This window comes from Streptomyces qaidamensis (assembly GCF_001611795.1).
Classification (GTDB): Bacteria; Actinomycetota; Actinomycetes; order Streptomycetales; family Streptomycetaceae; genus Streptomyces; species Streptomyces qaidamensis.
This window is the reverse complement of sequence record NZ_CP015098.1, coordinates 6,871,886-6,883,749: the sequence shown is the minus strand read 5'-3', so window position 1 is coordinate 6,883,749 and position 11,864 is coordinate 6,871,886. Positions and strand designations below refer to the sequence as shown.

Here is an 11,864-nt window from a genome sequence, read left to right as displayed (position 1 = left end):
CCAGTTCTCGTCGCAGCGACGACAAGCGGGGCAGGGCCGGCTCACACCCGCGGCGACGGCTCCAGCAGTTCCTCGGGCCGGGCCAGCATCCGGCGGGCGGCCCGGCCGGGTTCGAGGATCGTCCGGGCGACGATCCAGCCCGCGAGGGCATGCGGCTCGGCCGGAGCGTCGGCCAGGACATCGGCGTACCGGACGAGCGCGGCGGCCGCGTCACCGGCGGCGAGGTGCTCGTCGGCGGTGCGCGGCACGGTGGGACGCGCGGCGAAGCCCTGGGTGCGTGTGTCCGGCCAGGACGTGCGGTCGGGGCGGAAGCGGAGGGCCGACGGCGCGGCGGCCGGGGCGGGCGTGACGTTGCGCAGCCGCCACTCGGTGCGGTGCAGGGCGGCGGCGGTGCGGGCCCGGCCCAGTGCGGCCGGCGGAACGTCCTCCCGCAGCCAGCCGTCCAGGGTGCGAGCGAGCCCCGACACCAGGGCGCGGCCCTGAACGGTCAGCCGGCCGCTGGTGAGCAGGGTGCGCACGGCCAGGCGGCTCTGCAGGCGGCGCAGGGCGAAGAAGTAGCCGGCCCGCTCGACCGCCTCGGCGCTCCGTGCGTTGACGCTCGGTGCGTTGACGCTCGGCGCATCGACGCTCTGCGCATCGGCCAGCCGGTCCCGCCAGAAGCCCGCGACGCCCGTGAAGGCGTACGCGCCGTGCAGCAGCCCGGTCAGGTGCCGGGGGTCGGTGCGCCAGGGGGCGTAGTAGCGCTCGGCCCGGTCGTCCTCCAGCAGCGGGAACAGGTGCAGCAGGGCCGCCAGTTTGCTGTGCTGGAGCTCGTGCACCAGTGTTTCGGCGAGGGCGAGCGCCGAGGCCGGGCGGACGATGAGCATGCCGCCGAAGGAGTCGCCGCTGGAGGCCGACACCTGCACGAAGGGCAGCGGGGGCGGACTGACGCCGGTGCGTCCGAACGGCACGATCGCCCGGATCATGGCGGGGTCGACCCGCCCGGGGCCCGGTCTGCCCGGGCGGGCGAGGATCCGCGCGGCCTCGCCGAACAGCCGCTGCCACTCCCGCGCCTCGTCCTCGTCGAGCCGGGCGGGGGGCAGGTGGTCGTCGAGATCGCGGTAGGGGTCGAGGTCTTCGAGCACCACGATGCCCGGGGCCGCACCGCCGGTGCCGGTGTGGGTCAGGGTGCGCAGCGGGAGCCAGGTGTCCCCGCCGGTGCCGGCGCGCTGCCGCAGCGGACGGCAGAGCACCCGCACCGAGCCGTTCGTGCGCCCCGGCCCCTCGACCGTCAGCTCTCCCCCGGCCGTCGTGGCCCGGCCGACCGCCAAACCCTCTCCGGCGTCGGGGAGTCGGACCATCCCGAGGCCGGGCAGCGGCAGCCGTCCGTCGGTGAGCGGAACGTCGAAGGCCGTCTCCGTGCCCGCGTGCAGGGACGCCGAGATGGCCAGCGCGCTCAGGTGGCCCGCCTCCGCCCACAGCGGCGGCCCGGTCGCGGTGCCGTGGACCCGGCGCAGCATGTGGGAGATCCAGCCGCCGGTCGGCGGGGCCAGCAGCAGGCGTTCGACCGGCTCGGGGGACTTCTCGGCCGCCTCCTTGAGCACCCGCCAGGCCTCGGCGACGGGTGTGAGGGGCGTGGGCAGGGCGTCGAGGTGGCCGAGGAGGGTGCGCAGGAGCAGCAACCGCCGCGCCCGTTCTGCCCGTTCGAGGAAGGCGACGGCCGCTGCCGAGCCGCCTCCGGCGGCCAGCTCCGCGAAGAGCCGGTCCGGCATGCGGAAGGGAGCGAGGTGCTGCTCGCTGGTCATCGTCGCGGACCTCCGGTCGGGTTGGCGGACATGCGCGGACCCCGGTGCGCGTACGGGTGTCGCACCGGGGCTCTGCCGTCGGGACGCGGTCGGCGGCTAGTCGGCTCGGGCGCCCCCCGGCCCTTCGCCGCTCCTCATGCTGCTGCGGGCACGCAGCACCTCGGTCAGCAGGCGCGTGGTGGGAGGAAGGGCGGGGAGACCGTCCACGGCGCTCAGGGGCAGCGCCGCGAGGTCCGCCAGATCGGATTCCCAGACATCGGCCCCCGCGGTGGCGACGACCGGTTCAGGTGCGGCGGCTCCAGTGCGGTGCAGAGCGGGCGGCTGGTCCAAGATGCTCCCCCTTCTCGCACGGTGGCACGCGATGCCCCGTGTCCTTCCATCATGGCCAATACCCCCCGGGGGGAAAACCGTACGATCACGCCACTGATCATCACCGGTCCTGTCGACGCGGCGACGTAGACGCCAACTCACCGATGGCGGCGCCCAGTTTCTCCTTCAGTTCCGGATCGTCGTCGACGGACACCACGGCGTCGAACAGGTCCCACAACGCCTCCGGGTTCCGGCGGACGAGCCCGCCGAGGATGTTGACCACGTCGGTGCGCGCACTGCTGTGGCGGCGGAGTACGCCTGTGACACGGGGGTTCAGCATTGCCACGACCGTCTGCCGTTCACCCGGGTCGTGCATCAGGGGGTAGGCGAGGAGTGCCTCCACGGCGCGGTGCAGCGCCGCGAGGGGGCGCGTCGGAGCGGGCGGTCCGGCCGGCGGCAGGGTTTCGCCGCGGTCGGGGCCCTGGAGCCGGATCTCGGGATGCTGAAGGGTACGGCCCTCTTCCCTGAGGGCCGCGATGCGCGCCCGAACGGCCGGAAACAGTTCCTCCGGATCAGGCGGCGCGGGCAGCCCGGCCCGGTCGGCCAGCAGACCGAGCAGGACGTCGGAGAACAGACCGGTGGCGCGGACGGGGTCGTTGGCGGCCGCCCTGCCCCGGCCGGCGGCCCGCAGCACGGTCTGCCGGTGCACATGGTTGGGCCGGCCGAGGGGCAGGGCGTCGGCGGGCAGCGCCTCCTGGAAGGCGAGGTCCTCTTCGAACGTCTCGCAGGCGTCCACGATCCACATCTGCTCGCGCAGACCGGGCACGGCGTCTCCCGCGTACCGGGCGAGCGCGGAGTCCAGGTCGATGCCCACCTTGTCGGCGATGCCGGCATCCGCGCAGAACAGCCGGAGCCGACCGGCCCGGTCCAGCACGCCGTGCCCGCCCCACCACACCCACAGCACGTCGCCCTGGGCCGCGGACAGTTCGCGTACGAGTACCCGGCGCAGGGTCGCCCGGTCCGCACGCGCGTAGGGGACGTGCGGGTCGTAGGGCGGCAGTGGGCTGAGGTGCAGCCGCAGTTGGGACTCGGGGACCCCGGCGTCCCGCAGCAGCCGCCAGAACCGGACGGCGTCCCGGGCGGGACCGGGCAGCCGCCAGGGGTCGCCGGCCTCGTACGCCTCGATCCCGACGACGAGGGCGTGCACCCGGACGGGGTCCACGGACGGCACGGGCCCGGCCCCGGTCACGGCAGTCGGTCCGCGATGTGGCGGTACACGGCCGGGTTCGTCCAGTAGGCGCTGTGCGCGGCGGGGAACGGCTGGCCGCTGTCGACGGCCACGTCGGTGACGCGGTCCGGGAAGAGTCCCGCACCGACGTGGCCGAGCAGATCGCGCGGGTCGTACAGGTTCAGCCAGGCGGGGACGTGCGGCGGCAGCGGCGCGGGGTGTTCGAGGGATGGCAGGGACCCCGACTCGTAGAGGAAGGGCCCTTGGGAGCCCGCAGTCACCAGGAGCCGGACCTGGGGCAGCGGGGCGGAGATCAGCGTGTCGAGGGCGATGATGCCGCCGAGGCTGTGACCGACCAGGGCGACGGGCGGCTCCAGTCCGGTGACGAGGGTGCGCAGGCCGTCCCGGCAGGCCGCACCCCGGCTCAGATAGCGCAGGATGTCGCCGGCGGCGGGATGGGCGGCCTCGGTGAGGGCACGCCGACGGCGCTCGACGGCGCGCGCGGCCACCGCTCCGGCCGTCCGCAGCAGGGTGGAGCGCAGCCCGCGCTCCGTACCCCGGGGCGGTGCGCCGAGGGCCTCGGCGATCCGGCCGGCGACGGCGTCCCGCGTCTCGGCGACGGGTATGAGCGGGGAGTCGGCGTCGAGGGCGTCGGCGACGAGGCGGGCGGTCAGGCAGCGCGCGGCGAGGACCGCGAGGCCCGCCGGGTCGAGGGCGTCGGCGGCAGGGCCGAGCAGGGGATGGGCGGCCAGATCGGTGGCGGCGCGGGCCAGACCGGGGCCCGCCTCGGCTCCTGGTTCGTCGCCTCGGGCGGCGAGTGCGGTGAGCTGCGCACGGATGCGCTGCTGCGGCGGTACGGTGCCGGGCGGGCGCTCGACGGGCGGGCCGGATCCGGCGGCGGCCAAGGCCAGTTCGGCCAGCGGGTCGGCGTAGAGGGCGGCCCATGCCGCGGCCGTCTCGTCACCGGGGGGCGGTCCTGGCGGGCCTTCGCCGATGCCGCGTGCGGTGCCGGACCGGGGCGGCAGGCTCGCCCCGCCGGCCGCGAGCGTGGCACCGTGTGCCGCTCCCCAGGCGTAGGGAACGACCCGAAGGCGGTCGCGCTGTTCGGTCAGTCCGGCCGTCACCCGGGCGACCAGCGCGGAGAGGCCCGGCTCGCGGACCCCGGTCCCATGGACGAACACGACCGTCGTCATGCGCCCCCCGTGACACGACTTTCCTGTGGCACCAACTTACCAGTACCACAGGAAAGTTGACCGTCGTCACATGGGCATGGGAGCGATGTCGCACTCGATGCGGCGGCGCTGGCGGGCGGCCTGGAGCCAGGGGTGGTCGGTGCGCAGCACTCCGGCGAAGCCCTCCACCGCCTTGCGCTGGAGTACGTCCGCCTCGTCGCCGCGCCCGAGCCCCCGCAGATCGAGTGCGAGGTTGGAGAGGCAGGAGAGGGTGAGCGGATGGTCCCCGCCCGCCACCTCGGTCAGCAACGGCAGGTTGGCCGAGTCGATCGAGTGCGCCCGCTCGAAGTCGAGTCGCGCGTAGGCGGTGTTGGCCTGGCCGATGCCGACGGTGAGGGTGATGACGTGCTGCTCTCCGACCGTGTCGCTCAGCCGGCGCACCACGTCGTCCTCCAGCTCCTGCGCGGCGTCCAGGGAACCCAGGGCCCGTTCGGTGGCGGCCAGGTTCGCCCTGGTCACCAGGGTGTGCGCGTGGTTCTGCCCGAGGCGCCGCACCAGCCTGGCCGCGGTGGACTCCGCGAGGCGCTGCGAGCCTTCCAGGTCCCCGGCCAGACGCCGGTCGACGCAGACGTTGGTCGCCGTGGTCAGCGAGTCCAGGTGCTCGTCGCCGTAGCGGGACTTGAAGTTGCGCAGGGTCTCCTCGGCCAGCTTGGCGCCCTCGGCGAGGTCTCCGTCCCTGCGGCGGCAGACTCCGAGGTCGCGGGCGATGCGCAAGGTCAGGGGGTGCTTCTCACCGAGGGCCGCGAGAGCCCGGCGGTAGACGTCCTCCTGCAGTTCGCGGGCCTTGGGGTACTGGCCCGCCTCCCGGGTGTCGATGCCGACGCAGTGGAGGGTGTTGAGCGTGAAGAAGCTGGCGTCACCGAACAGGATGTCACGCTGACGAGCGGTCTCCGTGTCCAGCGTCAGCGCTTCCTTGTACTGCCCGCACAGCCGTAGGTCGACGCCCCAGCTGTGCGCCCCGCGCAGGGTGGCCTGGTCCTCGGAACCGAACTGTGAACGGGCCAGTTCGGTGGCCTCCTTGCCCAGGTCCCGCGCCTGCTGGAACCGGCCCTGGTACCGGTGGGCGTCGGACATCTCGCACAGGGAGTCGATGAGTTCCTCCGGCTCGACCTGCACCCGGCGGGAGACCTCGAGGGCCTTCTCGGTGAGCGGGATCGACTCGGCGATCTGGCCGACCTGACGCAAGAGAAAGCCCAGGCCCTTGGTCATGCGGATGACATAGATGTCCTCCTCGCCGGAGGCGGCGAGCCAGGCGCTCCATGCCTGCCGGCCGAACACCGCGGCGCCCTCGTGGTCACCCCAGTAGTAGAGGAACCACATGGTGTCGTAGACCAGGTCGCGCACATAGGGGTCGGTGCTGGTCACCGCCTGGGAGGCGAGGACGTGGGGCAGCAGCGCCTGGTAGTCGCGCCACTCCTGGGAGGAGCCGTAAGGCCCCCGGTTGGCGGCGGACAGCAGCTGGTGCGCGGCGTCCCGCATCCGCTCGCGTTCCTCTTCGCTCAGCTTGGCGAGGAGCACGGTCTGGAGCAGGCGGTGCATCTGCAGGGTGCCGGCCCGCGGATCGACCCTGATCAGGGAGAACTGGCTGAGGTCGCGGATGGCCCGGTTCAGTTTGATCGGCTCGCGCAGCATCGGGTCGATCTCCGGTGTGATGTTCACGCCCCTGCTGCTGCGCAGGATGGACCGCGGGATCGGCTCGGGGGCCATGCTGGCGCAGATGTCGAGCAGCTGCCGGGCTCCGGGATTGTTCTCCCTGATGCGCTCCAGGGAGATGTCCCAGGCGGCGGCGACGGAGACCGGGTAATCGGGGCTCCGCTCGATCTCCAGGATCTCCGGGCTGCGCTGGGCCAGCAGTTCGAGGTACTCGTCCACCTCCATGCCGGTGACGCCGAGCCAGGCGCCCGACTGCTCCACGGCCAGCGGGAGGTCGCCGAGCGCTTCGGCGAGCCGGTCGGCGTCCTCCCGGGGCAGGTCCTTGGCGCGCTTCTGGAGCAGCTCGATGGACTCGTCGCGTTCGAAGACGTTCACCGGCAGGGAGGTGGCCACCCGTTCCCAGCCTCGGTTCCGGGAGGTGACGATGACCTTGCCCGGCCCGTTGTGCGGGAAGTAGCCGCGCACCGCCTCGATGTCCTCTGCGTTGTCGAAGACCAGCAGCCAGTTGTCGTACGGCGTCCCCGTGCGCAGCGCCTCCAGTACGGCGGGCACGGCGGTGTTGGCGGCGGCGGCACCCAGGCTGTCCTGGCCGGAGGGGGCGACGCCCAGCTGGGAGGCGAGGGAGGAGAGCGCGGCCAGGATGAGGCTCTCGCGTTCGGCGGGGATCCAGCAGATGATCCGGTAGTCACGCTGGTGGGTGTAGATGTACTCCAGCGCCAGCTGGGACTTGCCGACGCCGCCCAGGCCGTGCAGGGCGTTGGGCAGCACGGCCGCGGTGTCCTGGGCGGCGAGTTGCTCCTCCACGGCCCTCAGCAGCGCCTGCCGGCCGACGAACGAGGTGTTGCGCATGGGCACGTTCACCAGTAGGGCCGGCGTTGCGGTCGTGGTGCGCTGCATGAGCGGCTCTGCCTCCGGGGTCTGTTGTCGGTGCGCGCCGGCCGTCGAAGACGGCGCGGATTCTCCAGTCAGATCGGAAATTCCCGAATTCGGGTCACTGCCCGCTGGGCTGGATGGAGTCGGATCACCCGGTTTATTCACCTTTGGGGGTGGATGCGCGGGCCTGGTGCTGCCCTCCGGTACGGCCGCGGGAGGCGTGTACCTGGACAGGTTCGGTTCAATGCGTTTGGCCCGCTCGGAGTAGGGTCCCGACAGGGCTCGCATCACGGCCAGTTCGCTGCGCGCCCAGCCGGGCTCGGCCGGGTCGGGCAGCATGGTCCGCAGCGGGTCGTGCAGCGCGGCGCGCAGGGCGACGCCGCGCTCCCCCGCGGCAGGCAGCTCGCCCACCACGCTGACGGTCTGGGCGAGTTGACTACGGGTGGTGGTGGCGAGCAGCGCCTCGCGCACGCCCTCGGCGAACTCGGGGCGCCCCTGCTCCCCGCCCTCCCAGTCGATCAGCCCGCCCATGAGGATCTCGGCCAGATGGTCGGGGCCGGTCTCCGGCATGACGCGCCTGCGCAGCTGCTCCACGAGGTCGAAGTCGAAGGGGATGGCCGCCAGTTGGGTGGCGAGCCGGCGGGCCGATGGGGTGGCGAGGCTGAAGAAGCGCCGTACGGCGGCGCCGGCGGCGCGGGGCAGGCGCGGGGCGCGCAGACCGGGGGCCGGGGCGCCCTTGCTCAGGGCACCTGCCAGCACCACGGGCAGCGAACGCCGTACGCCGCGGCCGCCGGTGACCAGGTCGGACCAGGCGGCGAGGGAGGCGGGCTTCAGGGAGAGCACCGGGACTGCGACGGAGCCGTCGCCCGCTTCGGGCAGCGGCCGCATCGGATCGGGCCCGCCGGGCGGAGCCCAGTGCCCGAGGCCGTCGTTGGGGGCTCCGAACCCCCCGGCCTCCAGGACGGCCGGGTACGGGTAGAGCGAGGACCGGTGGCGCAGGTGCGGCGGCAGCAGGTGGACGAGCGCGGTGGGGCCGGCGTGGGCGAGGCGGCCGAGGAGTTCGTCGGCGGCGGTGGCGGCCCAGCCGTGGGCCAGTCCGTCGGTGACGACGAGGAAGATCCGGCTGCCCCGGCCGTCGAGCAGTTCGGCCGGGTCGGCGACGGCCCGGCCCGTGGGCCAGCGCAGGGTGGCGGTGCCGGTGCGGGGCACGGTCGCCCTGATCGTGCGCACGCTCCGGAAGGCGCCGCTGTGCTCGGCGGCCCGGGCCAGGCGTGCGGCGCTCTCCTCCCAGATGCGCATCGTGGGGGCGTCGTCGAACAGCAGCACCAGGTCGAAGGCGGAGACCCGGGCGGGCCGCAGGAACGGCATCCACAGCCCGTCGGCGAGGCCCTGTTCGGCGGTGGTCTCCTCGTCCAGCTCCAGGCTGCTGCGGGACGGGATGCGGCGGGCCAGGTGGTGCAGGGCGCGCGCGAGCAGCGCCGTGACGCGTCCGGGCCCGGACGGGTCGGGTTCGGGCCGGGGCAGCAGCGGCGGCCCGAGGTGCAGGGTGAAGGGGCCGTCGGGGTGCGGTAAGAAGCGGCCGTCGGGCCGGGAGACGGCCCGGTCGGCGGGAGGGAGCGAGACGGGGGTGCGGCGGGCCGGCGGGGGCCCGGGGGGAGCGTCGTCCTCGTCGGCCGCCGTGGGCCCGGCGGCGCGTGCGTCGTCGCCGGCCGCAGGCGGGGACGGCTGTCCCGTCCCGGAGTCCTGCGGGCGGACGACTTCCTCTTCCCGGGCCGGGGCGGGCGCCTCCTGGGCCGTGCCGCCGGGTACGCCGTACCGGCTCCAGTGCGCGGCCAGCCACACGGCGTCGGCGAACTCCTGCCAGCGCGGTACGAAGTGATCGGGAGCGGCAGGGACCCGGTCCCCCCGCTCGCCCGCGGGCGGCTCGGGGTACACCGAAGGAGGCGGCGACGATCCCGATGCGGGATCCCCGTCGCCGGGTCCGGATGCGCGCTCCCGGGTCATCAGCGGCCCTTCGCGAGGTCGCGGAGCAGCAGTTCGACGAGCTTACGCCCGTCACCGTCAGCCTGAAAACCACCCGCAGTAGTCATCTGGACAGCGTTCAGCAACTGGTCGAGGGAGTGGACGCCCCCCGCCTGGACCCGCTGAACGAACAGGTCGACGAGGTCTTCGGTGCCCTGCGGACGGAGCCCGAGGTGGCCCTCGACCATGGCCAGGAGTTGCTCCCGGGTCGGGGTGTGCATCTCCATGGGCAGGCAGCGGCGACGGAAGGCGGCGGGGAATTCCCGCTCCCCGTTGCTGGTGATCACCACGACCGGGAACTCCCGGCATTCGACCCGTCCGCCCCGCACCACGGCCCGGCTGCCCGGGTCGCCGGTGTGCACGCTCGCCGCGTCGGAGGCGTCGCGCACCAGCTCCGGAACCTCATAACTTCCATTCTCCAGAACGTGCAGCAGGTCGTTCGGCAGGTCGATGTCGCTTTTGTCGAGTTCGTCGACGAGAAGCACCCGGGGCCGGTCGTAGGGCAGCAGGGCGGTGCCCAGGGGCCCCAGTGTAATGAACTCGCCTATAACCGGCGCAAGTTGACGATCTTTTGACATGACCGATGAGTTGACGGTCTGTTCGGCGTCTTCGAACACCGGCTCCGCCCGTGCCGTCTCGCGCAGTCCGGCCTGCCAGGCGGCGATGGCCTGGGCGCGGCCCATGGCGTCGTGGACGTACAAGCCGTCCCGCAGGCTGGTCCGGCTCACGACGTTCCACTCCAGTACCCGGCCGAGCCCCAGCTCACGCGAGATCAGGTAGGCGAGCGTCGACTTGCCGACGCCCGGCGGGCCGGTGATCAGCAGCGGGCGGCGCAGCAGCAGGGCGGCGTTGACCGTCTCTATCTGCTCCTCGTCGAGTTGCGGGGTGAGACCGCCGGGGCCCAGGCGGCGCAGCGCGGCCTCGGCGTCGTCCGGGGGCGGGGCCTCGGCCGGGCCCCCGCGGAACCTCCGCCAGGGCGGCGGATCGGGCAGCGCGGGTGGGGCGTCCTGCGGGCGTCCGGTGGCGTGGAAGACACGCCAGTCGTCCGCGGCCGTCCGTTCCTGTGCGCTCATGCCGAAGCCTCCTAGCTCAGCTGGCGAGATCGCCGGGGTCGGTGGCCTGGAGGTCGACGACGCGTGTGGGGTCGTCCCACAGGAATCCGACGTTCCGGGCCAGGTACTGGACCGCGTCCTCCGCGCCGCTCTCGGCGTTCAGACGCATGCGGTGAATGACGGAAGGAAGCTGCACGGGCATCGTGACGGCCGCGAAGACCGCAGTCACCACCTCACGCCTCTCCTCGATGAACACACCTCGGCGGTCCCAGACGGCCAGCCCGATCCCCTCCGCGATCGCCGCTTTGAGTGCCTCCAGGGCCGGGGCCCCGGTCGGCGCGTCCAACAGCACTGCCGTCCTTGTGGATTCCCCGGCGAGCGCGATCTGCCACGCGCGCTGCCGCCGGGCGTCCGCTTCCCGCCAGGCGTGCACCGTGATCCCGTGCTGCTTCAGCGCCGCCCAACGCCGCTGCCACTGCTGCCGGACCACGGCGTTGTCCGTACGCATGCGTTCCAGGCTGCGTAGATGGACCCCGTACCGCAGGCTGAGCGGAATGGGCTCCCCGTCGCCGACGGCGAACGTCAACCCCGCCACATCGTGGTTCATCAGATCGTACGGAAGGAGGAACTCTACGTACGCAGGCGGCTCCTGGAGTCCGCGCGGCTCCGGTTCGCGTGGGACCAGCCACAGTCGGGTGCCGCGCCGGAGCGCCTCGTCAACGGCTCGGCCGAGGTCGTCCAGGGCGGTCGTCTCGGGTTCGCCGGGGCGGGGGTCCCAGCGCCCGGGGGTCGCGTTGGTCCAGGTCCGCACGACCACGTCCGTGCTGCCGTCCCGGGCCGGTTCGACGGCGATGACGAGGGTGCGGGGGATGTCGGGCGACCACACCACCGCCGCGCGTCTCTGCCGGCGTCTGCCCAACTCCGCGGTCAGGCCCGCGCGTGAAGTCCAGTCGTCGACCCAGCCGGTGAGCGCGAGGCGGTGCTCGACGGTTCCGGCGAGACGGGCGGCGTGGTCGAGGAGCAGGACGACGGGCGGCAGGCCGTCGTCCTGCGCGTTCCATTCGAGGAGGTGCGTGAAGAGCTGTTCGGGGGTGAGCCCGTCGGGGAGGTCCAGGCCGGCGAGTTCCTCGGCCAGACCGTCCCGTAACCGTGCGGCGGGCAGGTCTCCGCGGGAGAGCGCCACGCGTGCGCTCTTCTCGTCCTCCTTGGACAGTGGTCCGGCCAGGGCGGGGGCAGGAGCGATCAGCCGGTCGAGTTCGTCCCCGGCCGGGGCTCCTTCGAGGATGCGGACCACCCCGACCAGTACGTGCTCGCCGCCCGCCACGCTCAGCGCGGCGGTCACCAGACTCACCACGTCTTCACGGAGTCTGACGCCGCGGATGTCCACGGGCCGGTGGAGCTGGCTCCCCAGGAGACCGGCGAACTGCACCCGGCTCGGTGCGTCCTCCACGCAGCCCAGCTCGCAGAGGACGTCCGTGAGCCGTAAGAGCAGCTCTAAATCCGGCTGATGTCCGGACGTGCCGCCGAACTCGCCGGGCACCGTACCTGTCCGCACCGACTTTCCCCCTGAGTCGGTTCACCTGTCTGGGCAGACCAGCGAAGTTAGCACGGCAACCAGCGGTTAACCAGGGACGAATGGGACCGCAAGGGCGACGCCCGGCCAGGAGCGTCCCAGGCGGGACAAGCCTGGCCGGAATCGCGTGGCCTCCGG

At 73.3% G+C, this 11,864-nt stretch carries 7 protein-coding genes; all 7 read right to left on the bottom strand.

Annotated features, from left to right (window positions below; all coding sequences use genetic code 11):
* Window positions 1–41: 41 nt before the first annotated feature.
* Window positions 42–1,784 (bottom strand): HEXXH motif domain-containing protein, encoded by a 1,743-nt coding sequence (locus A4E84_RS30535; RefSeq protein ID WP_062929620.1) that lies wholly within the window; start codon window positions 1,782–1,784, stop codon window positions 42–44.
* A 96-nt stretch (window positions 1,785–1,880) separates the two neighbouring features.
* Window positions 1,881–2,114: a hypothetical protein gene (locus tag A4E84_RS30530; protein ID WP_062929619.1), complete on the bottom strand. Its 234-nt coding sequence runs from the start codon at window positions 2,112–2,114 to the stop codon at window positions 1,881–1,883.
* Between the two features lie 100 nt (window positions 2,115–2,214).
* Window positions 2,215–3,342 carry an effector-associated domain 2-containing protein gene (locus tag A4E84_RS30525; protein ID WP_062929618.1) on the bottom strand — a complete coding sequence of 376 codons (1,128 nt, stop codon included), beginning with the start codon at window positions 3,340–3,342 and terminating at the stop codon, window positions 2,215–2,217.
* Window positions 3,339–4,514 carry a hypothetical protein gene (locus tag A4E84_RS30520; RefSeq protein ID WP_062929617.1) on the bottom strand — a complete coding sequence of 392 codons (1,176 nt, stop codon included), beginning with the start codon at window positions 4,512–4,514 and terminating at the stop codon, window positions 3,339–3,341. The genes A4E84_RS30525 and A4E84_RS30520 overlap by 4 nt, the downstream gene beginning before the upstream one ends.
* Window positions 4,515–4,580: 66 nt before the next feature.
* The gene (gene fxsT / locus A4E84_RS30515) at window positions 4,581–9,014 is read right to left on the bottom strand and encodes an FxSxx-COOH system tetratricopeptide repeat protein (protein ID WP_470661527.1); all 4,434 of its coding nucleotides are present in this window, start codon (window positions 9,012–9,014) and stop codon (window positions 4,581–4,583) included.
* A 68-nt stretch (window positions 9,015–9,082) separates the two neighbouring features.
* A complete protein-coding gene (locus A4E84_RS30510) occupies window positions 9,083–10,174 on the bottom strand; it encodes an AAA family ATPase (RefSeq protein ID WP_062929615.1) in 1,092 nt (363 codons plus the stop codon).
* A gap of 16 nt (window positions 10,175–10,190) precedes the next feature.
* Window positions 10,191–11,708, bottom strand: a complete 1,518-nt coding sequence (locus tag A4E84_RS30505; RefSeq protein WP_062929614.1) for a VMAP-C domain-containing protein — start codon at window positions 11,706–11,708, stop codon at window positions 10,191–10,193.
* Between the last annotated feature and the right edge of the window lie 156 nt (window positions 11,709–11,864).

Excerpts from the sequence above, each read along its gene's own strand:
- A4E84_RS30535 (WP_062929620.1), bottom strand. The coding sequence starts at position 1,784 with ATGACCAGCGAGCAGCACCTCGCTCCCTTCCGCATGCCGGACCGGCTC.
- A4E84_RS30520 (WP_062929617.1), bottom strand. The coding sequence starts at position 4,514 with ATGACGACGGTCGTGTTCGTCCATGGGACCGGGGTCCGCGAGCCGGGC.
- A4E84_RS30510 (WP_062929615.1), bottom strand. The coding sequence starts at position 10,174 with ATGAGCGCACAGGAACGGACGGCCGCGGACGACTGGCGTGTCTTCCAC.